This is a genomic window from Paenibacillus prosopidis (assembly GCF_003337375.1).
Lineage (GTDB): Bacteria > Bacillota > Bacilli > Paenibacillales > Paenibacillaceae > Pristimantibacillus > Pristimantibacillus prosopidis.
Genome location: NZ_QPJD01000011.1, coordinates 1 through 22,372, shown reverse-complemented (window position 1 = coordinate 22,372; position 22,372 = coordinate 1). Strand labels below are relative to the sequence as shown.

Annotated in this window: 12 protein-coding genes and 1 rRNA gene; 11 read left to right on the top strand and 2 right to left on the bottom strand. The window is 49.8% G+C overall.

Annotated elements, in window-relative coordinates; genetic code table 11:
- The first annotated feature begins 87 nt into the window (after positions 1-87).
- The 3 genes from DFP97_RS17620 (at position 88) to uvrA (ending at position 6,575) form a co-directional block, all read left to right on the top strand.
- Positions 88-1,404 (top strand): PDZ domain-containing protein, encoded by a 1,317-nt coding sequence (locus DFP97_RS17620; RefSeq protein ID WP_245976385.1) that lies wholly within the window; start codon positions 88-90, stop codon positions 1,402-1,404.
- 271 nt (positions 1,405-1,675) lie between these two features.
- The gene (gene uvrB / locus DFP97_RS17615; protein WP_114381695.1) at positions 1,676-3,676 is read left to right on the top strand and encodes an excinuclease ABC subunit UvrB; all 2,001 of its coding nucleotides are present in this window, start codon (positions 1,676-1,678) and stop codon (positions 3,674-3,676) included.
- Between the two features lie 16 nt (positions 3,677-3,692).
- Positions 3,693-6,575: an excinuclease ABC subunit UvrA gene (gene uvrA / locus DFP97_RS17610; protein ID WP_114381511.1), complete on the top strand. Its 2,883-nt coding sequence runs from the start codon at positions 3,693-3,695 to the stop codon at positions 6,573-6,575.
- A gap of 188 nt (positions 6,576-6,763) precedes the next feature.
- On the opposite strand, the gene DFP97_RS17605 is transcribed toward uvrA, so the two are convergent.
- Positions 6,764-8,374 (bottom strand): nitrite/sulfite reductase, encoded by a 1,611-nt coding sequence (locus tag DFP97_RS17605; RefSeq protein WP_114381510.1) that lies wholly within the window; start codon positions 8,372-8,374, stop codon positions 6,764-6,766.
- 290 nt (positions 8,375-8,664) lie between these two features.
- Between DFP97_RS17605 and DFP97_RS17600 the strand changes: the two genes are divergently transcribed.
- Entirely contained in the window at positions 8,665-8,883 is a 219-nt protein-coding gene (locus DFP97_RS17600; RefSeq protein ID WP_114381509.1) for a hypothetical protein, read from the top strand.
- Between the two features lie 64 nt (positions 8,884-8,947).
- On the opposite strand, the gene DFP97_RS17595 is transcribed toward DFP97_RS17600, so the two are convergent.
- Complete coding sequence (locus tag DFP97_RS17595; protein WP_114381508.1) at positions 8,948-9,916, bottom strand: sugar phosphate isomerase/epimerase family protein; 969 nt, start codon at positions 9,914-9,916, stop codon at positions 8,948-8,950.
- Between the two features lie 312 nt (positions 9,917-10,228).
- Here DFP97_RS17595 and DFP97_RS17590 point away from each other — a divergent pair, with 312 nt between their 5' ends.
- The 7 genes from DFP97_RS17590 to DFP97_RS17555 all read left to right on the top strand — a co-directional run.
- Positions 10,229-11,344, top strand: coding sequence for a S1C family serine protease (locus DFP97_RS17590; RefSeq protein WP_114381507.1), 1,116 nt, complete (start codon positions 10,229-10,231; stop codon positions 11,342-11,344).
- Between the two features lie 60 nt (positions 11,345-11,404).
- Positions 11,405-13,318, top strand: coding sequence for a stalk domain-containing protein (locus tag DFP97_RS17585; RefSeq protein ID WP_114381506.1), 1,914 nt, complete (start codon positions 11,405-11,407; stop codon positions 13,316-13,318).
- Between the two features lie 154 nt (positions 13,319-13,472).
- A complete protein-coding gene (locus DFP97_RS17580) occupies positions 13,473-16,004 on the top strand; it encodes a U32 family peptidase (RefSeq protein WP_114381505.1) in 2,532 nt (843 codons plus the stop codon).
- A 194-nt stretch (positions 16,005-16,198) separates the two neighbouring features.
- Positions 16,199-16,918 (top strand): heptaprenylglyceryl phosphate synthase, encoded by a 720-nt coding sequence (pcrB, locus tag DFP97_RS17575; RefSeq protein WP_114381504.1) that lies wholly within the window; start codon positions 16,199-16,201, stop codon positions 16,916-16,918.
- 476 nt (positions 16,919-17,394) lie between these two features.
- Positions 17,395-19,746, top strand: coding sequence for a DNA helicase PcrA (pcrA, locus tag DFP97_RS17570; protein ID WP_181873565.1), 2,352 nt, complete (start codon positions 17,395-17,397; stop codon positions 19,744-19,746).
- A 63-nt stretch (positions 19,747-19,809) separates the two neighbouring features.
- Positions 19,810-21,810 (top strand): NAD-dependent DNA ligase LigA, encoded by a 2,001-nt coding sequence (gene ligA / locus DFP97_RS17565; protein ID WP_114381693.1) that lies wholly within the window; start codon positions 19,810-19,812, stop codon positions 21,808-21,810.
- A 377-nt stretch (positions 21,811-22,187) separates the two neighbouring features.
- A 16S ribosomal RNA gene (locus DFP97_RS17555) occupies positions 22,188-22,372 on the top strand; the annotation flags it as partial.

Here is a 22,372-nt window from a genome sequence, read left to right as displayed (position 1 = left end):
ATAAGAGGTTGGCTCTGCATGATAGAGTCGGCCTTTTATTTTTTTGACCAACGTGGAACATGCGAAGGAGTGTCGGCTTTGGAAACGGTGTTGGAAGTGCTGAAAATGCTCGGACAAGCGGCTGTTCAATTGGTTTCACAGCCATTCTACTATATTGCGGTATTATTTATTGTTTTACAGTATACGAGACAAATCCGGATGGAACGGCAATTGTTTGCAGTTAAGCTGCACAATTGGCCGAGCTTGGTTATCAGAGCATTGTTTGCAGGTCTGCTGATTGGTGTAGGGGTATCGCTCGCCGGTGCATTTATCGGTGTGGCATTGACAGCCGAATCGGTTATTTGGCTTTGGGCGGCTGCAGCATTGCTAATGCTCATGCGCATTCGATATCTGTGCTTCGCATATAGCGCAGGGGTTATAACGCTGCTGCAATGGATTATGGGCTGGACTCCGCTTGCGGAACGTGCGGATTGGATCGGAGCATTGGCTGCATCGCTTGCTCGAATTGACGCGGCGGGGCTGCTGGTGCTGGTGGCTTTGCTTCATCTGGCCGAAGCGGTGCTTGTGCGTTGGCAGGGCAACCGGTTAGCGACGCCGCTGTTTTTGGAAGGAAAACGAGGCAAGCTGGTAGGCGGCTACATGCTTCAGGGCTTCTGGCCGGTACCGCTGCTCATGCTGGTTCCGGTAACCGGCACAGGAGCGTCAACGACTGCATTACCATGGACGCCCTTATTCGGAGCGGATTGGTCACAAGGCTGGTCGTTCGTTGCGCTGCCGATGATTATCGGCTTTACGGAAATGACGAGGTCGATGCTGCCGCGGGAGAAGGCGAAGCATGCAGCCAAAGGGCTGCTGCTGTACAGCATTTGCTTAGCTGCTGCGGCACTCGCTGCTTGGTGGCAGCCGATGCTGCTTCCGGTTGCGGCGCTCGCTTCGCTGCTTCTGCATGAAGCGATCATATGGCGCAGCCGAACGCTTGAGGCGGCGCACTCGCCTCTATATGTGCATGACTCGCGCGGCTTGCGCATACTAGGCATCGTGCCGGGAACGCCAGCCGCAGCAATGGGGCTTGAAACCGGCGAAATTTTGCATAAGGTAAACGGCGTGCGTGTGAGATCGAAGGAAGAGCTTTATGAAGCATTAGTTCAAAACTCGGCTTTCTGTAAGCTGGAGGTTATGAACCTTGCGGGTGAACTGAAGTTTGCGCAGCGGGCGCGTTTTGCAGGCGAGCATCATCAGCTGGGCGTTATATTAGCGCCGGACGAGCAGGCCAATTACTACGCCGCTTCAGGACCTGCGTCGCTGCTTGAGCTGCTGCGCAGCTCCCGCACCTCAAATCGCCGCGGTTCCGCGCCTGCGCAAGGCGTTGCAGGTATCGGGCAGGCAGAGCAGGCGGAAAGATAGGAAGAACTGAGCAGGTATGGATAAAACGCCGCAAAAAGATGTGCTTAAATAAGGCCGTCCTAATGGTCCATGGATCATAGGACGGTTTTTTAATATGAAAGTTGGAATGAAGAAAAGGAAGGTAATTTACAATTCCGGTCATTGCAACGGCTGCAATATAACGGTATAATATACGGGAACACACATTCTTATTTCGGGAAAATACGCTTGAATCAGATATATTTGACTATAATGTTAATAGCAATCGGAACGATGGGGGTGGATGACAGGCGTGAGTGAGCTTATTAAGGAAACGAAGCTGTTTGAATTGAAGTCGGATTACACGCCGCAGGGCGATCAGCCGAAAGCGATCGAGCAGCTTGTAGAGGGAATTACGGCAGGCAAGAGGCATCAGACGCTGCTCGGCGCTACAGGTACTGGTAAGACGTATACCATTGCGAATACGGTAGCGAGGCTGAATCGGCCGACGCTCGTAATTGCGCACAATAAGACGCTGGCAGCTCAGCTGTGCAGTGAGTTTAAGACGTTTTTTCCAGACAATGCAGTGGAGTACTTTGTGAGCTACTACGATTATTACCAGCCGGAAGCATACATCCCTTCTACCGATACGTTTATTGAGAAGGATTCGAGTATTAACGATGAGATCGATAAATTAAGACACTCCGCGACGAGCGCTTTGTTCGAACGGCGGGATGTCATTATCGTTGCCAGCGTTTCCTGTATTTACGGCCTTGGTTCCCCGATGGAATACGGAAGCCTCGTGCTTTCGCTGCGGGTCGGCATGGAGAAGCCGCGCGATGCGATTCTTCATAAGCTGGTCGACATCCAGTACCAGCGGAATGATATTAGCTTTACGCGAGGAACCTTCCGCGTGCGCGGCGATATCGTTGAAATATTTCCCGTAGCGAATAATGAGCGGGCACTCCGGGTGGAGCTGTTCGGGGACGAGATCGAGCGCATTTCGGAAATCGACGTGCTGACCGGCGAAATTGTCGGTGAGCGTGATCATATCGCTATTTTCCCGGCTTCCCACTTCGTAACCCACGAGGATACGATGAAAATGGCGATCGTTAATATTGAACGGGAGCTGGAGGAACGCCTGATCGAGCTGCGTGAAGCAGGCAAGCTTCTGGAAGCGCAGCGGCTGGAGCAGCGGACGCGATACGATTTGGAAATGATGGCGGAGATGGGCTTTTGCTCCGGAATCGAGAACTACTCCGGACCGCTGACTTTCCGGGAGCGCGGAGCAACGCCGTATACGCTGCTTGATTATTTTCCGGATGATATGCTTATCGTCATCGATGAATCACATGTTTCATTGCCGCAAATCCGGGCGATGTACAACGGTGACCGTGCCCGAAAGGAGATGCTGGTCAATCATGGCTTCCGTCTTCCTTCAGCAATGGATAACCGGCCGCTTCGGTTTGAGGAATTTGAGGCAAAGGCGAAACAGCTTATCTATGTATCGGCTACGCCGGGACCTTATGAGATCGAGCATTGCGATACAATGACGGAGCAAATTATCCGGCCTACCGGTCTCATTGATCCGATCATTGATATTCGTCCGACAAAAGGACAAATCGATGATTTGCTGAATGAAATCCGCGACCGGATCGCAAAGGACGAGCGTGTGCTCGTAACGACTTTAACGAAGAAGATGTCCGAGGACTTGACCGACTACATGAAGGAAATCGGAATTAAAGTCAGGTATCTTCATTCCGATATTAAGACGCTTGAGCGGCTCGCTATTTTACGTGACCTGAGGCTGGGCGTATTCCACGTTCTTATCGGAATTAACTTGCTTCGTGAAGGACTTGATTTACCGGAGGTATCGTTAGTTACGATCCTCGATGCGGATAAGGAGGGCTTCCTCCGCTCCGACCGCGCGCTGATCCAGACGATAGGACGCGCGGCGCGCAATAGCGAGGGCCGGGTCATTATGTACGGCGACAAAATAACTGATTCGATGGATCGAGCGATAAAGGAAACGGAACGTCGGCGCACGATTCAGCTTGCCTATAATGAGAAGCATGGTATTACACCGCAAACGATCCGCAAAAAGGTGCATGATGTCATCGAAGCGACAAAAGTGGCGGAGCAGAAGGCCGATTATTTAACCGGCGCCGGCGCCGAGAAGATGACGAAGAAGGATCGCTTAGCGCTTGTTCAAAAGCTGGAAGCGGAAATGAAGGATGCGGCAAAGAACCTGCAGTTCGAGCGTGCCGCGGAGCTTCGGGATGCCCTGCTAGAGCTGCGCGCTGAGATGGGATAAGTAGGAGGAGAAACGATTGGCTAGCGATAAAATAGTTATTAAGGGCGCGCGCGCCCATAATCTTAAAAATATTGATGTTACGATTCCCCGGGACAAATTTGTCGTATTAACAGGGCTAAGCGGCTCCGGGAAATCTTCTCTCGCTTTCGACACCATTTACGCGGAAGGCCAACGGAGGTATGTTGAATCATTATCCGCTTATGCGCGTCAATTTCTTGGACAGATGGAGAAGCCGGATGTCGATTCGATCGACGGGTTGTCCCCGGCCATTTCCATCGACCAGAAGACGACGAGCCGCAACCCGCGTTCCACGGTCGGTACAGTTACTGAAATTTACGACTATTTGCGGCTGTTGTTCGCACGCGTAGGTAAGCCGCACTGTCCGGAGCACGGTATTGAAATTACGTCACAGACGGTTGAGCAAATGGTTGACCGCATTATGGAATACCCGGAGAAGACGAAGCTGCAAATATTAGCGCCGATTGTTTCCGGCCGTAAGGGCGAGCATACCAAGCTGCTGGCGGACATTCAGAAGCAAGGCTTCGTACGTGTTCGAGTAAATGGCGAGCTGCGGGAATTAAGTGAAAAGATTGAGCTGGAGAAAAACAAAAAGCACAGCATCGAGGTCGTCGTTGACCGGATCGTCGTCAAGTCGGACATTCATAGCCGGCTCGCTGATTCGCTTGAAACGGCGCTTAAGCTTTCGGAAGGCCGGGTTCTCGTCGATATTATCGACCAAGAGGAGCTGCTCTTCAGCTCAAACCTCGCTTGTCCGGAGTGCGGATTCAGCGTTGAGGAGCTTGCGCCGCGCATGTTCTCCTTCAATAGCCCTTACGGAGCATGTCCGGAGTGCGACGGTCTAGGCGCGAAAATGATCGTCGACCCGGATCTACTCGTTCCCGACACTACCAAATCCATCGACGACGCTGCATTTCTAGCGTGGGCAGGAAGCACATCCAATTACTATCCGCAGTTTCTAAGCGCGGTTTGTGAGCATTACGATATCCCGCAAACCGTTCCGGTAGCGGAATTGTCGCCTGAGCAAATGAAGAAGCTGCTGTATGGAACGGGCGGAGAGCGCGTTCGTTTCCTCTATGAAAATGATTTCGGCCATCGCAAAGAGGCGTACGTGCCATTCGAAGGCATCGTTCACAACTTGGAACGCCGCTACAGAGATACGGCATCGGATATGATGCGCGAGCATATCGAGAATTATATGAGCGCCAAGCCATGCGGCAGCTGCAAAGGACAACGGCTCCGCAAGGAAAGTCTGGCTGTTACTATCGGCTCGCAAAACATTGCTCATGTTACGTCGCTGTCAATCGGGGAAGCGCAGCGCTACTTTGATTCGTTAACGTTGACTGAAAAGGAGCTAGCGATTGCTAATCTTATTCTTAAAGAGATTAACAGCCGGCTCGGGTTTCTCGTTAACGTCGGCCTGGAATATTTGTCGCTAAGCCGCGCAGCGGGTACACTGTCTGGTGGCGAAGCGCAGCGTATTCGACTGGCGACGCAAATCGGCTCCAGCTTAATGGGCGTCCTTTATATTTTGGATGAGCCGAGTATTGGTCTGCACCAGCGCGATAACGACCGGCTCATTCAGACGTTAGAGCATATGCGTAATCTCGGCAATACGCTGATCGTCGTTGAGCATGACGAGGATACGATGCTTGCGGCCGACTACATTATTGATATTGGTCCAGGTGCAGGTATCCACGGCGGTAATGTGATCGCTGAAGGTACCCCTGCAGAAGTAATGGCGAATGAGCATTCGCTTACAGGACAATACTTGAGCGGTCGGAAGTTTATCGCTGTACCGACGGAGCGTCGTCAGACGAGCGATAAGTGGCTCGAGGTTCGCGGAGCGAAGGAAAACAATCTTAGAAACGTGAACGTAAAAATTCCGCTAGGCGTATTTTCAGCTGTTACGGGCGTATCCGGTTCGGGCAAATCGACTTTCGTCAATGAGATCGTTTATAAGACGTTAGCACGTGATTTGAACAAAGCCAAGACGCGTCCGGGACAATACAAGGAGATGCGCGGAATCGAGCATTTGGAGAAGGTAATCGACATCGACCAATCGCCAATCGGCCGGACACCGCGCTCTAATCCGGCCACCTACACCGGCGTGTTCGATGATATCCGAGATTTGTACTCGAATACGAATGAATCGAAGGTTCGCGGCTATAAGAAGGGCAGATTCAGCTTTAACGTCAAGGGCGGCAGGTGCGAAGCATGCCGCGGCGACGGTATCATTAAGATCGAGATGCATTTCCTGCCGGACGTCTATGTTCCTTGCGAGATTTGCAAAGGCAAACGATACAACCGCGAGACGCTGGAAGTGAAATACAAAGGCAAAAACATCGCTGAAGTGCTGGAGATGACGATCGAAGACGGATGCTCCTTCTTTGAGAACATTCCGCGTATTCAACGTAAGGTGCAGACGCTTCTCGATGTCGGGCTTGGATATATGAAGCTTGGCCAGCCTGCGACGACTTTGTCCGGTGGCGAGGCGCAGCGCGTGAAGCTGGCGGCTGAGCTATATCGTCGTTCCACTGGCAAGACGCTTTACATTTTGGATGAGCCGACAACCGGCCTTCATGTAGACGATATCGACAGGCTTCTGATGGTATTACACCGTTTGGTGGATTCCGGTGAATCCGTACTCGTTATCGAACACAATCTGGACGTTATCAAAACGGCTGATTATTTAATCGACCTCGGGCCTGAAGGCGGCAGCGGCGGCGGAATGATCGTTGCAACAGGGACGCCAGAGCAAGTCGTGAAGGTGGAGCAATCGTACACCGGCAAGTATTTGAAGCCGATATTGGAGCGTGACCGTGAACGGACGATTGCGCAATATAAAGAGCAGGAGAAGGTTGCTGCTGCGGCTGAATAAGGATGGATTAAACAGCAGGCTGATAAATATCGGCTTGCTGTTTTTATTTTCTGTGAATATGGACAATAAAGGGAAGCTGGCTGCTTACATAGAGAATCATAAGTGAAGGTTTTAAATATACAAAAAAACCGCTAATGGATAGTGAATAAACTATACCATCAGCGGTTTTTGTTATTTTAATGTTGTGTTTAAACAGCCAAAATTTCAGTAAGCTTTTCCTGGAATGCAGGTACGCCGACACGTTTCACAAATGTGTGGAATGTGTCATCTGCTTCGCGCTGCTCTTTGTAAAACTCAATCAATTGCTTAAGGACATCGGCGACATTGTCACCTTTGACACGGCCCTTCAGCGGTGTGTTGAACTGAGCATCCGGTCCGAGAATACCGCCGACAGCGATATCGAACGCGTCAACCATACCTTCAGGCGTTTTGATTAGAGAGCCTTGCAAGCCAATGTCGGCAATATGCTTCTGACCGCAAGCGTTCGGGCAGCCGATAAAGTGAATGCGGACTTTCTCATCAAGCTCAACGTTCTCATCCAAGTATTGAGCTACGTTGCGAGCGCGTTCTTTGGTTTCAACAACAGCAAGGTTACAGAACTCGTTACCTGTGCAGGAAACGGTACGGCTCATAAAAGGTTTTGGATTTGGCGTCAAACGCTGCAGTACAGGCGCTTGAAGCACTTCTTCTACTTTATTGTCAGGGATGCCGGCGATCAAAATGTTTTGCGACATTGTCGTACGGACTTTGCCGTCGCCATATTTTTCGGCCAGATCGGCAAGCTGCTCGAGCTCATCCGAGTTTGTGCGCCCTACCGGAACGTTTAATCCGATGTAGTTCAAGCCCTCTTGCTTTTGCGGGTGTACGCCGTCGAAATAAGCAGCTTGCCAGCCAACGGTTTTGTCTTCGCCACGGGAAGGCATCTCGCCAATAATTTCAATCAGCTTCTCTTTAAACTTCTCTGGACCCCAATCAGCAACAAGGAACTTCAGACGGGCTTGGTGACGTTTTTCACGGTAACCATAGTCACGGAATATCGTTGTTACGCCCACTGAAACTTTAAGTACCTCTTCCGGACGCACGAAAATATCAAGCGACTTTGCCAGGTGAGGCTTTGCGGAAAGGCCGCCGCCAACATATACATGGAATCCGATAACCTCTTCGCCGTCGATAACTTTTGCAGCAGGAACGAAAGCAAGGTCATTGATTTCCGCATGAGCATTGTTATAGATATTGCCAGAGATGGACATTTTATATTTGCGGGGCAGATTTGAGAAATCACGATTCATCAAATAAAAATCGTTAACCTGTTCAACAAGATCAACGGTATCAATCAATTCGTCTTTGTCGATGCCAGCCAGCGGATTACCAACAATCGTACGCGGGCAGTCGCCGCACGCTTCAAAGCTGTACAAGCCAACCTGCTCTAAACGCGTGAAAATGTCCGGCAGGTCTTCGACTTTAAGCCAGTGGTATTGAATTGCTTGACGCGTCGTAACATCAATAAGGTCACGCCCGTAATCGCGTCCGATGGAAGCGATCATGCGTGCTTGTTCGGAAGTCATAATACCGCTGTTAATGCGAATTCGCATCATAAAATGACCATCGCGCGGTTTCTGCTCATATACGCCAGCCCATTTGAAACGGTTCATATCGTCTTCCGGAATAGAGGAATAGCCTTCTTTCGAATACTTTTCAATAATCGTGCGAATGACGTCCAGGCCGTCCTTTTCCATTTTAACAAACTCGAATTTATTCAATTTGGAAGTATCGTTCATCCAAATAGCTTCGTAAGCCATGTGTTTTATCCCCCTTGTGAATGTGATTCATACCTGATAAGAAATTCCGACGAACTAGGTATGAATATACTATGATGATGTTAACACATTTTAGATAGAGCTACAATGGATGGAAACAGGCCACTAATAAGACTTTATTATGCAATCCATTTACTTTTATTATTAATGAAGTGTTTTGCAGGAAATCGTGACAAAGTTGTTACGAATCAAGTTTCAGACTTGCGCCCGCAGCAACTTAAAGCTAACATATAGTAAAATAGGTTACGTGCGAAAAAAAAGGAGGTCCCTTCATGTTTTTAGCAGCAGAAGAAGCAGCTCAGACTGCAAGTAAAATTGGTACATTCGATTATTTTATGCTTGCCTTTACCGTATTGATTGCGATCGGGTTCGTACGACTGTTGGTTGCGCGTCCAAAGAAAAACATTTTCGCGATCGGCTTTACAGCAGTTTCGCTTGGATTGTTTTTGTTGATCGACTTCATTATGATCACTAAAGTTTGGTTAGCTTAAGCAATTAGAACAAAAAGGTCTGCCGGACAAGTCCGGCAGACCTTTTTTTGATATTAAGAATGGTTTAAACCCACCACATCTCGCCAAGCGGCTCGCGGATAAGAATTTGCTGCAGGTTTTGTACCGCTTTAGTGAAGCCCTCATCAACCGACATCAAACCGTCCTCATGCTCGATGCTGACAACATAGTCATAACCGACCAAACGAAGCGCGCTGAGGATATCTGCCCATGTTTTCAGATCATGTCCATAGCCTACTGTGCGGAACTGCCATGCGCGATCCAGCATAAGAGCATATGACTGCATATCCGTTACGCCGTGGTGATTCACGTTAATAGGATCAATTGTCGTATCCTTCGCGTGGAAGTGGTGAATCGCGCCTGCGCGGCCGAGAATATGTACGGCTTGAACAGGATCGATTCCTTGCCACCACATATGGCTTGGATCAAGATTGGCGCCGATTGCATTACCTGCCGCTTCGCGCAGACGAAGTAAAGTCGAAGGGCTGTGGACGGAGAAGCCGCCGTGCAGCTCAAGACCGATTTTCACGCCTCCTGCTGTAGCAAGCTTTGCAATCTCAGACCAATATGGAATAACTTTAGCTTCCCATTGCCATTTCAAAATATCTTGGAAATCGTTCGGCCATGGTGCAACCGGCCAGTTCGGATATTTAGCATCCTCGTGATCGCCTGGGCATCCTGAGAATGTATTTACAACGGAAACCTCGAGACGGTTTGCAAGCTCAATGGTTTTGCGGATAACTTCATCATGCTCAGCCGAAATTGCTTTTTGCGGGTGAAGCGGATTAGCATGGCAGCTAAGTGCGCTAATCATTAAACCGCGTGATTCTACCGCATGCTTAAACGCTTTCAGCTTAGCTTCATCGGCAAGCAGTCCATCAAGGTCGCAGTGCGCGTTACCCGGATATCCGCCTGTTCCGATTTCGATAGCTTCAAGCCCTTTGGATGCAATATAATCGAGTGCTTCTTCAAACGGCTTTTGTGAAAAAAGTACGCTAAATACACCTAATTTCATTTGTAATTATACCTCCCAAATCCATCTTATGGATTGTTTTCGCAGTCTCTCCTAGTATAACACTTCTCTTATAGGAACACATAAGCCTAGAGCACATTTGACAAAATCGCATAATAACAGAACAAAACAAGCATACAGAGGGATGTAGGTCGATCGGCTTCGTTCCTATATCCTATTAATCTAGTAAAATCTGATTGTTGTATATGGTAATATATGCTATATTAATTCGTGCTTGTTAATTTTTAACACTTGGATGAAATGGTAGAAACGTGCGTCAGCCTGCACGGTAAAAGGATTGAGGAGAGTGACTTCATGAACCGCAGAATGCTTCGAATTAGCAGCTTCATTGTCCTTGGGGCACTTGTTGCTGCAGGAACGGCATGGGCCGCAGGTACCGGTACGACATCATCGCATGCCATGAATGCCAAAAAAATTAATGGCGAAGTGTATGTCAAAGCGAGCTCATTAACGAACGCACTTGGCGGAACCGGTACTTTTGATTCAAAAACAAACACCTATGTGTATACGCCTGTCGATATTCCTTCCGTAATCAAGAAGGTTTCGCCATCTGTCGTAGCCATTATAGGGAAGCCAAGGGATGTCGGTTCGGCAGATCCCCGTTATGCGCTCGCACATGGAACGGGAGTCGTTATACGCGCGGACGGTTGGATTGTGACGAACGCGCATGTCGTGCAGGACATGACGAATTTGGTCGTCGTAACCGCAGACGGCAAGCAGTATGATGCGGTTCGCACACATTCGGATGAGGCTAGCGACCTTGCGCTAGTAAAGATTAAAGCGAAGAAGCTGCCAATTGCAAAGCTTGCCTCGTCTCCACTTAAGGTGCAGGTCGGTGAAACAGTTATCGCAATCGGGACACCGGTATCGTTCTCGCTCCGCAACACGGCAACAAGCGGTATTTTAAGCGGCATGAACCGCAGCATCTCGTCGGCCTATAACCTGCTTCAAACCGATGCAGCTATTAATCCGGGAAATAGCGGCGGACCTCTCGTCAACATGAAAGGTGAAGTAATCGGCATTAATTCGTTAAAATTCGTAGAAGTCGGTGTTGATAATCTCGGTTTCTCCATTCCGGCGGATACTGTACAATACGTAACCAATCATTTCTTTAAATACGGATATGTCAAACGGGCTTCGCTCGGCTTGGAGCTTGAGGAAAGCTGGTCGGCCATTATCGGTATACCTTCTTCTGATCCGCTTACGGTCAAAACCGTTTCATCAGATTCAGCCAAGAAGGCCGGTATTCAAAACGGCGATCAGCTTTATAAGGTAGCGGGCAAGCAGGTGTCTACAATTGTCGAGCTCAATGAGCTGCTGAAGGGCTTTCTGCCTGGTCAACAGGTTGACGTTATGCTTCAGATCGATGGCGATCTTGTTACGCGCAAGCTGACGCTCGTTGCAGGTTAATCCAAGTCCTAATATCTGGTAAATAAGCTGTTATCCGAAAATAAGGGAGCCTTTATAATTATGAAACTTAATTTGTTCAAAAGAATGATCACAATAATTCTTCCTGCATTGCTCGTGCTGTCGCTGATGCCAATGGCCGTATTCGCAGCAGACGCGGAAACAAAGGTAGAAGTCCGCCTGAAGGCGGGAAGCGCGACGGTGAAAATTAACGGCAAAGCTTCGACAGTACAAGCACCTTTCGTCACCGCTGGTACGACAATGGTACCTCTTAAGGTCATTACAAATGCGTTTGGTGCAGGACTTAAATTGGAAAATGGCAATGTCATTACATTGACCTACAACGATCGAAAAGTCGTATTAACGTTCGGAAGCAAGACGGTTAAGGTGAATGGCGTAGTGAAAACGGTAGCGGTAGCTCCTGTTGTCGTCAAAGGAGCCACAATGGTTCCGCTGCGGGTCATCGTCGAAGCGTTTGGCGCAAAAATTACGGCAGACAATACAACGAAAGAAACGGTTATTATCGGAGTGCGCGCGCAATCATCAGGTACTGGCGGAACGTCGATCGATACCGATTTTGGTAAAACGAAAGTAGGGGACAGCTACAACGGCTGGTCGATGAACTACCCGGCCGGTCTCGTGCAAGTGGAACAAAGCGACAGCGGCGACTTTGTAAGATGGGCAGACGCAAAGGAAGATGCTCAAGTAATCGTTATTACGGAGCATGTCGGTGAAAGTGAACTGACAAGCGAAGAACAACGCGATATGCTGCAAGGCTATTTTGAAGGCGACGAATATGCGGTCGACAAACGTACGATTTTAGTAGGTGAACTAAGCTTGGAGAAGCTTGTTACTTACACTAAACAAGATAAAACTTATTACGAGTACCGCGGTATCCAGGTAGGTTCAAATTTCTATGTGGTTATTGTCGGGGCAAAGGGTTCGGATAAAAAGATATTGAATGGTTATGAGGTACTGCTGAACAGCTTTAAGCCTTCGTTTAATACGGCCGACAAAGCGGTAAAGGACATCACAAAGGTTAAAGATGGCGTTATTACGTATAAGGATGTTGATTTCGGCTTGACGGTTAAGCTGCCGACCGGCTGGTTCAACGATAAGGAAAGCGCGAAACCAACCTATCACAGCGAATATGACTCCTTATTCTTCTCCTTGTCTTCTGTAGTAGCAGGCGATACGTTAGAGAAATGGGTTGCTCGCAGAGAGGCGCTTGTGCGCGAGGATTACGCGAGCAATTATCTTCGGAATATAACGACATCAACATTGAAGCTGCAGGATGGCAATGCACTGGTGTTAAGCTATGAGTACACGTACGATCTTCAAAATTGGACCATGGTCAATGAGGTTATGCTTATTGCCGGGAATTACCGTTACTCTATCGATTACTATTACGATATGGCAAACAGCTCGAAGAGCAGTGAAACCTACAAAAAAGTTATAGCTACCCTGGATATCGACACAGCCTACATTGAGAAAAACTTTGATCAGGTCGAGGACGAGAATGATCTGGTTGATCGCAGCAAAAAAATAACGAAACGCAGCTCTGTTTACGGATACTCCATTGAAATTCCATCCTATTGGTATGGCTTGCAAAATAATTTCGACAAAGATGAAGTATTCTATACCTTCTCCGGCGGCGAAATGGGTATCTATGAGGCAGAGGGCGATGCAGCTTCAATTACTTCCGCCATTGGACAATATGCAAACACAACTGAAGCAAGGGCAATTGGACTGGCCATTAAAGAGTCTGCAACGGTAACGATTAATGGTAAAACAGCATATAAGCTTGTTGTAAATACGGCAAAACCGACTTCAGGTATGCCAGTTACCGAGATATATTATTTATTCGATACAACTAACGGTGTGCTTGTTTTCAATTTTGCCGTTTATGAGGCCCACGCGACGGCAAGCAACCTTCAACGCGTAAACGATGTAGCGCAATCCATCCGTTTTAATTAATGAATTAGCAGCGTTAAAGACCGGTTCCCTTTATGCGGGAATCGGTTTTTTTGTGGCGCTTCGTGTTGGCAGCAATGTGAGGTGGAATAGACTGTCGCGGTTTGTTACACTAATAAGAGCAGGGTTTCTAAAATGTGAGGGGCTAAAAGTTATAATGACAACAAAATTAATAAGATCAGATATAGAGCTGCTGGCTCCGGCCGGCGATTGGGATTGCATGCGGGCGGCTGTGGCGAATGGTGCGGATGCCATATTTTTTGGTGTGGAGAAGTTTAATGCGCGCGCCCGCGCGAACAACTTCCGCAGCGAGGATTTGCCGGAAATTATGGCGTTTCTTCATACGTATGGGGTAAAAGGGTTCCTGACGTTTAATATTCTCGTATTTGAAGACGAGCTTAGAGACGCGCAGAAGCTTATTGAAATGTGTATAGATGCGGGTGTTGACGCTGTTATTGTACAGGATTTAGGCTTGGTGAAGCTGATTCGCGAGATGTCCCCGGACTTCCCGATACACGGCTCGACACAGATGACGATTACTTCGCCGGAGGCGGTGGAGTTCACGAAGCCGTTCGGCTTGGAGCGTGTGGTGCTGGGTCGTGAAAATAACCTGAAGCAAATTCGTACGATCGGCGAGCAAGCAAAGCTTCCGATGGAGGTATTCGTGCACGGTGCGCTGTGCGTGTCGTATTCGGGACAATGCCTCACCTCGGAAATGTGGGGAGGCCGTTCCGCGAACCGCGGCGAATGCGCGCAGGCTTGCCGGCTGCCGTATGATTTGATGGTCGATGGCGAGGTGCAGCCGATGGGAGACATCGCGTATTTGCTCTCGCCGAAGGATTTGGCGGCGATTGATATCGTGCCAGAGCTCATTGAAGCGGGCGTAACGTCGTTTAAAATTGAAGGACGCCTCAAAAGTCCGGAATATGTAGCGAATGTCGTAAGCAAGTATCGGCGCGCAATCGATAAGTATTTCGAAGGCGATTTGTCAAAGCCGTCGGTGGAGGAAGTACGAGAGCTGCAGCAAAGCTTCTCGCGCGGCTTCACGCATGGTTTTCTGTCGGGAACGAACAATAAGCAGCTAGTGGAAGGCACGTTCCCGAAAAGCCGAGGGGTCTACCTCGGCCGGGTAGAGCGCATTATGCGTGATGCCGTTACACTTCGGATCGAAGCGCCGCTTAAGCGCGGAGATGGCATTGTGTTCGACGCAGGCGACCCGACGAAGAAGGAAGAGGGCGGCCGCGTATATGATATCCGCCGTCAGGGCGTTAAGATCGAAAGCGAAGCGCAGGAAGGCACGTTAATTGAGCTTGTTGCGGGCCGGAACGATGTTGATTTGCGCAAGGTGCATGTCGGCGACCGCGTATGGAAGACCAGCGATCCGGCGCTTGATAAGCGGCTGAGAGCTACCTTTGAAACGGAAAAGCCGTATCGCGTATTTCCGCTTCATGTCAGAGTCACCGGGGCGCTTGGGCAGCCGATGCGCACATGGTGGACGGATGTCCAGAAGGGGACGACCGTAGAGGTCGCGACCGAGCTGGAGCTGGAGCAAGCACAGAAGCGGCCGATGGATGCGGCGCTCCTTGAAGATCAGCTTGGACGGCTCGGCGGTACGGTTTATCAGCTGGAAAAGCTGGAAGTCGAGCTGCAAGGCGATCTGATCGTGCCGATTCGCGAGCTGAACCGGCTGCGCCGCGAAGCGGTGGAGCTGCTCGCAGGCGAGCGGCCGAAGCCGCCAGTCTATGTGAAGCATACGGTAGACGCACTCGCTGACGCGTTCAAGGGCGGAGCCGCCGAGAAGAACGTTTTGACGCCGAAAAGCGGCAAGGATGCCAAGCTGGTTGCATTATGCCGCAGCTTGGAGCAGGTGCAAGCCGCGGTGAAAACCGATGTGGCATATGTTTACGCCGATTTTGAGTTTATTAAGCAATTCCCGGCCGCTGTAGCCGCTGCGCGTGAAGCGGGCAAGCCGATTGCGCTGGCAACGCCCCGTATTCATATGCCGGGTGAGAACGGCTACCATGCGAATATTTTGAAGCTTCAGCCTGACGCCGTACTTGTACGCAACACTGGCGCGCTCTATTATTATCTGCGTGCCCGCGCTGCCAATCCGGATAAGCCCTTCCCTAAGCTCATTGGCGATTTCTCGCTTAACGTAGCGAACCATAAAGCGGTAAACCTGTTTACTGAGGTGGGCCTCGATCTTATTACACCGTCGTACGACTTGAACATTCAGCAAATGGTTGATTTGCTCGAAAGCTCGGATACGTCGAAGCTGGAAGTGGTCATCCATCAGCATTTACCGATGTTCCACACGGAGCATTGCGTATATTGCACCTTTATGAGTGAAGGAACAGACTTTACGAACTGCGGACGGCCGTGTGAAGAGAAGCGCGCATCCTTGCAGGATCGAATCGGCATGGCGCATCCGGTACGAGTAGACGAAGGCTGCCGCAACACCGTATATAATGCGATTGAACAGTCCGGTGCGGAGTATATCCGCAACTTCGTCGGACTTGGCGTGTCCAACTTCCGAGTCGAGTTTTTGGAAGAGACGCCAGAGAAGGTGCTTGAGGTGCTTTCGCTTTACCGCGATGCGCTCGACGGCCGTATAAGCGGAACGCAGGTATGGCGCAGTCTCAAAGCGATCAACCAGCTCGGTGTAACGCGCGGGCAGCTGGTCAAATAACAAACCAACCATTAATTCTATGGCGTACCGTCTTCTCTATATTAGGGAGGACGGTATTTTTTTGTTACAGGGTGACTTACTGCAGAGGCAAAGTTTAAGCAGCCGTTTGACACGCTATCCACGCTGACATAGCATAAAGGGATAACGCAATTTTGCGGCAATTGATCTCTTGAAAAAGCGAGGCTTGGTCATTCATGAATGAGGTTTGGTTTTCCGGCTGGAGGCATGTGTTTAAGCTCGATCCGGATCGGGAATTATCCGATGAAGCGCTGGATGCTATCTGTACATCCGGTACGGACGCAATAATCGTCGGAGGCTCCAGCGGAGTGACTTTTGAAAATACAGTCGATCTCATGGCGCGCATTCGGAGGTATTCAGTAGATTGCGCGCTCGAGGTATCTGCCTTGGAGGGGGCCGTTCCCGGCTTTGACGGTTACTTTATCCCGCTTGTCCTGAACACGAACCGGGCAGAATGGATAAATGGACGGCAAACGGAAGGGCTCATGGAATATGGCTCCTTCGTGCCGTGGGAAGAGACGGCCGCGCAAGGTTATATTATTTTAAATGCGGATGCGACAGCAGCCAAAATAACGGAAGCGCAAACCGGACTAAGCGAAGCGGAGCTAATCGCACATGTTCGAATGGCCGACCGCTTGATGCGGCTTCCGGTTATTTATTTGGAATACAGCGGCATGTTCGGCGATATGCAGCTTGTTAGACGTGCAAAGGCGGCGACTGCCCATGCGCAGCTTTTCTATGGCGGTGGCATCGATAATGCGGACAAAGCCCGCCAAGCTGCAGAAGCGGCGCATACCGTCGTCGTCGGCAACGTTATATATAGCGACCTCGAGGCTGCCCTTTCCACCGTTGCAGCGGTGCGTGATGTCGATAGCGGCAGTATTAACATCAAGTAGCCGGTACGTCGTCTGCACCTCAAAATAAGTTCGTGTAAAATAATGGCGCCTTACTGTATAAGGGGAAATTCCACTCTTATGCGTTATGGCGTCATTTTTACTGCATCGATGGCCCCATCCTTTTTCTCAACTAGTTGAATTTTCCGCCTTTGCTCCACTCTCCCCTTAGCTCAGGAACGAGAACTTAGATTTGTTTGATGTGCAGTCATTTTATTCGCTTGCTTCATTCTCCCCCGTCTTAGGAGCAGGCGTCACTCGGTATTTTGATTTCCTGAGCTAAAGGGATAGTGAAGCAAAGGCGCTAAAGATGGTGGTGTTTGAGGGGGAGATCGCAATAGAGCTTGGCTATAAGCGGGCATATAGGCAAGTTAAAGAAGAAAATGTTAATGAGTTTTTTTGCCGGGTAAATTGACACGCGGGCAGGTCGTTGTCTACACTGGGATAAGGCGAACATATGCGAACAAAGGAGTCGGAGCATGTTGAATCATATTAGCATCGAGCAAGCGGTGCAAAAGCTGAATCCGCCGCAGCGGGAAGCCGTTCAAACAACTGACGGGCCGCTGCTTATTATGGCTGGAGCGGGCAGCGGTAAGACGCGCGTGTTGACCCATCGAATTGCTTACTTAATAGAGAAGAAGCGTGTGGCGCCATGGAGTATTTTAGCCATCACCTTTACGAATAAAGCATCGCGGGAAATGCAGGACCGGGTAAGTGCGCTTATTGGACCTTCGGGACGGGATATATGGGTATCGACCTTCCACTCGATGTGCGTGCGTATCCTTCGGAGAGATATAGCCCGCATTGGTTTTACGTCGAGCTTCTCGATATTGGATTCGTCAGACCAGCTTTCGGTTATCCGGAATTGTATGAAGGATATGAATATCGATACGAAGAAATTCGAGCCGAAGGCTGTACAGGCTGCCATTAGCGGAGCGAAAAATGAACTGGTCACGCCGCAGCAGTACGAGCAAAAGGTCGGGGACTATTTTCAAGGCATCGTTGCCCAAGTTTTCGATAAGTACCAGAGGCGGCTCAGAAGCAACAACTCGCTCGATTTCGACGACCTGATTATGATGACGATCCAGTTGTTTAAGGATGTTCCCGAGGTGCTTGATTTTTATCAGAACAAGTTCCGTTACATTCACGTCGATGAGTATCAGGATACGAACCGCGCTCAATATATGTTGACCCGAATGCTTGCGGATAAGCATCATAACATATGTGTAGTAGGTGACAGTGACCAGTCGATCTATCGGTGGCGCGGCGCTGACATTACGAATATTTTGAATTTCGAAGGCGATTATCCCGAGGCGCGGACCATTATGCTGGAGCAGAACTATCGTTCTACGGCCAACATTCTCGATGCGGCGAATGCGGTTATTAAGCTGAATACTGGCCGTAAACCGAAGAAGCTTTGGACGGATCAAGGAGCGGGCGATCTGATTTCTCTTTATCAAGCGGATACCGAGCATGACGAAGGGTACTTTGTTACGGGTGAAATCCGCAAAAATGTGAATAAAAGCTATAAGTTCGGTGATCATGCGATTTTGTACCGTACGAATGCACAATCCCGGGTCATTGAGGAAATACTTATAAAATCGGATATACCGTATCAAATCGTTGGCGGCATAAAGTTCTACGATCGTAAAGAGATCAAGGACCTGTTGGGCTACTTAAAGCTTGTTTCAAATCCGGATGATGACATTAGCCTGCTGCGTATCATTAATGTTCCAAAGCGGGGCATCGGGGATACGACGGTTGGAAAGCTCGCGGAGGAAGCGGCAAGACGGGGCACATCCATTTATCGAGTATTGAATGATCTTGGCGACGTAGAGGTTAATGGCCGTACAAGAACATTGCTTCGCGAGTTTCATGATATTATCGATAACCTGACTAGAATGGTTGAATATTTATCGGTTACGGAGCTTACCGAGAAGGTGCTGGAGCTGTCGCAGTACAGAATGGAGCTGCTGCAGGAGAACACGCTCGAGTCGAAGGCCCGGCTTGAAAATATCGATGAGTTTTTGTCGGTGACGATGGACTTCGAAAAGCGGAACGAAGACCGTACGCTGGTCGCGTTTTTGACGGATTTGGCGTTGATTGCCGATATCGATTCGATGAACAAGGATGAAGAGGACGCGGAGAAGAGCAAGGATGCGGTCGTGCTGATGACGATGCATAGCGCCAAAGGTCTGGAGTTCCCGGTCGTGTTCATTATCGGTATGGAGGAAAGCGTCTTTCCGCACAGCCGTGCGCTTGCCGATAATGAGGAGCTCGAGGAGGAGCGCCGTCTTGCGTATGTAGGGATTACCCGCGCAGAGAAGCGGCTGTACTTGACATGTGCGAGAATGCGGACGCTATTTGGCCGCACAGGCAGTAATGCTCCCTCACGCTTTCTGCAGGAAATTCCAGAAAGCGTGAGGGAGAGCGCCTCGGCCGGCGGCGGGGGGTATACTCGTGCTATCGGGCGCAGCAACACCAGCGCCGGCAGCGCAGGTCGCGCGCCAGCCTACGGCGCGCCCGGAGCAGGAGGGCGTTCCCCGGGTATGGGGGGAACGGTACCGGCCGCCATTGGCGGCCGAGGCGGCGTGCGGGTGAGCACGCCGCTGCAGGATGCCGCACGGGCGGCCGGAGCAAGCGGGGCGGCGAGCGATGGCACGCCTGAAAGCTTTGCTGCCGGGGACAGAGTCAAACATGGCAAGTGGGGGGAAGGCGTCGTTGTATCCGTCAAAGGGACGGGCAACGATATGGAGCTCCAAATCGCATTTCCGGCCCCGGTCGGAATTAAGCGGCTGCTGGCGGGATTTGCCCCGATAACGAAGGTGTAACGTTGATCAGTTATTTTGGACGATTAGAAGGAGGAGCCTCCCGTGAATGCTCAATTGGAACGGATGCAGCAGTTGGTTGCGGTCATTACAGAGCACAATTATCGATACTACACGCTTGATCAGCCTACGATAAACGACGTGGATTATGACAAGCTCTACGATGAGCTTGTTGCATTAGAGGCAGCTTCCGGTATCGTATTGCCGGAATCGCCTACGCAGCGAGTGGGGGGCGAGCTGCTCAAAGGCTTCGAGCCCTATAAGCACCGGGCTCGTTTGTGGAGCCTCGACAAAGCGCAGAACGCGGAAGATTTGCTTGCTTGGAACACCCGCCTGCTCAGAGCGGTCGCCGACTACAACGCGAAGCATCCGGATGAGGAGCCGCTGCCGCAGCCGACTTATGTTGTCGAGTTGAAATTCGACGGCCTGACGCTCAATCTGACTTACGAGGACGGAGAACTGGTTCAAGCCGCAACGCGAGGCAACGGTGCGGTAGGCGAAGGTATTTTGCAGCAGGTACGGACGATTCGTTCGGTTCCGCTCACGATCCCTTTTAACGATGGCATTATTGAAGTGCAAGGTGAAGGCATTATGCAGCTGTCCGTGCTTGCGAAATATAACGAAACGGCGGTTGAGCCGCTCAAAAACGCCCGAAATGCGGCTGCGGGAGCTCTCCGGAATTTAAATCCAAAGGTGACAGCCGAGCGGAAGCTGAACGCTTTCTTCTATAACATTGGCTACGCAGACGGGGTTTCGTTCTCGGATCATCGCGAGATGCAGCAATTTTTACGGGACAACCGATTTAAAGTGAATCCTTACGTGACTTATAAGGATACGATCGAAGAGGTGCAGGCGGAGCTTGCTCACGTTACGGAGCAGCGCGAGCAGCTGGACTTTTTGATTGACGGTGCCGTTGTGAAGGTTGTAGATATGCGGACGCGAGAAGCGCTTGGCTACACGGATAAGTTTCCTCGCTGGGCTGTTGCCTTCAAGTTTGAGGCGGAAGAAACGACGACGGTGCTGGAATCGGTCTCGTGGGAAGTTGGCCGTACAGGCAAAATAACGCCGGTTGCTCGTGTGGAAGCGGTGGACCTTGCAGGCGTAACAGTTCAAAATTGTACACTTAACAATATAGGTGATATCGAACGAAAAAACCTGAAACATGCTTTAGGAACGCTCGTTACCATTCGCCGTTCGAATGATGTCATCCCTGAAATATTGGGTAAGGCAGACGAAGAGCCAGGTAAGGAAATCGTCTATCCAACCGAATGTCCTTCATGCGGCACAGAGCTCGAACAGCGCGGAGCTCATCTATTTTGCAACAATAAGCTTGGCTGTCAGCCGCAAATCATTGGACGGATTACTCATTTTGCATCCCGGGATGCAATGGACATCGATACGTTCAGCGTCATGACCGCGGATCAGCTCTATAAAGATTGCGACGTTCGAGACCCAGCTGATTTGTATGCTTTGACATACGATGATCTCATTAAGCTTGAACGTTTCGGAGAAAAGAAGGCTCGCAAGCTGCTTGATGCGTTTGAAAAATCCAAGGATCGCGATTTATCGGCGTTTTTGTTTGCGTTAGGTATTCCGAATACGGGGAAGGCGACTACAAAAATGTTGGCCGAGCATTACGGCAGTCTGGATGCGATCATGCAAGCGCAAGCGGACGAGCTGGTTACTCTGCCTGATATCGGCGGCATCGTTGCTGAAAGCATCGTCGGATTTTTTAGCGATCCGATTATTTTAGCCAGCATTACGCGCATGCGGGAGCTTGGCGTGAAGGCCGAAGCTGAACAGCAGCCCGTTGTGAGGCAGGACAGTGTATTCAGCGGGAAGACGGTTGTTCTCACGGGAACATTGCCGACGTTGTCCAGGGATGAAGCAGCGAAAAAACTTGAAGCATGCGGCGCAAAAATATCAGGCAGCGTGTCAAAGAAGACGGATTTCGTTATTGCCGGCGAAAGCGCTGGAAGCAAGCTGACGAAAGCACGGGAGCTGGGCATAACCGTAATTGAAGAAGAAGCCGAATTATTGCGTTTATTAGGTGAAACATCTATATAATGATTTCAGTATTAAGTAAAAGTGCCCGTGCAGCCTTTGCATGGGCATTTTCATTAAGTGAGCGTATAAGATTCATTTATCGTAATTTATACGAGAATGAATTCTGCATATTCGATTATTTTGTCAAATTTTACAACTTGCAATCTTTTTTCGCGAATGATATATTATTTCTTGTCGCTTCTGAGACACACACGAAAACAGAATGAATCACAAACAAATGTGAAACAAGCTGTTGACACGGTCGACGAAAGCTGATAATATAGTTTCTTGTCACGACAAAATGTGACAGCAAGTTCTTTGAAAACTGAACAAATGGATCACGTCAAAATCCGACAATGTTTTAAATAGCTAGTTAAGTAATGAGCAAGTCAAACACCAATTTGGAGAGTTTGATCCTGGCTCAGGACGAACGCTGGCGGCGTGCCTAATACATGCAAGTCGAGCGGATCTTGTCCTTCGGGATAAGGTTAGCGGCGGACGGGTGAGTAACACGTAGGTAACCTGCCCGTAAGACTGGGATAACATTCGGAAACGAATGCTAATACCGGATACACAGCTTGGT

Excerpts from the sequence above, each read along its gene's own strand:
- DFP97_RS17605 (WP_114381510.1), bottom strand. The coding sequence starts at position 8,374 with ATGGCTTACGAAGCTATTTGGATGAACGATACTTCCAAATTGAATAAA.
- DFP97_RS17600 (WP_114381509.1), top strand. The coding sequence starts at position 8,665 with ATGTTTTTAGCAGCAGAAGAAGCAGCTCAGACTGCAAGTAAAATTGGT.
- DFP97_RS17595 (WP_114381508.1), bottom strand. The coding sequence starts at position 9,916 with ATGAAATTAGGTGTATTTAGCGTACTTTTTTCACAAAAGCCGTTTGAA.
- DFP97_RS17590 (WP_114381507.1), top strand. The coding sequence starts at position 10,229 with ATGAACCGCAGAATGCTTCGAATTAGCAGCTTCATTGTCCTTGGGGCA.
- DFP97_RS17585 (WP_114381506.1), top strand. The coding sequence starts at position 11,405 with ATGAAACTTAATTTGTTCAAAAGAATGATCACAATAATTCTTCCTGCA.
- DFP97_RS17580 (WP_114381505.1), top strand. The coding sequence starts at position 13,473 with ATGACAACAAAATTAATAAGATCAGATATAGAGCTGCTGGCTCCGGCC.
- pcrB (WP_114381504.1), top strand. The coding sequence starts at position 16,199 with ATGAATGAGGTTTGGTTTTCCGGCTGGAGGCATGTGTTTAAGCTCGAT.
- pcrA (WP_181873565.1), top strand. The coding sequence starts at position 17,395 with ATGTTGAATCATATTAGCATCGAGCAAGCGGTGCAAAAGCTGAATCCG.
- ligA (WP_114381693.1), top strand. The coding sequence starts at position 19,810 with ATGCAGCAGTTGGTTGCGGTCATTACAGAGCACAATTATCGATACTAC.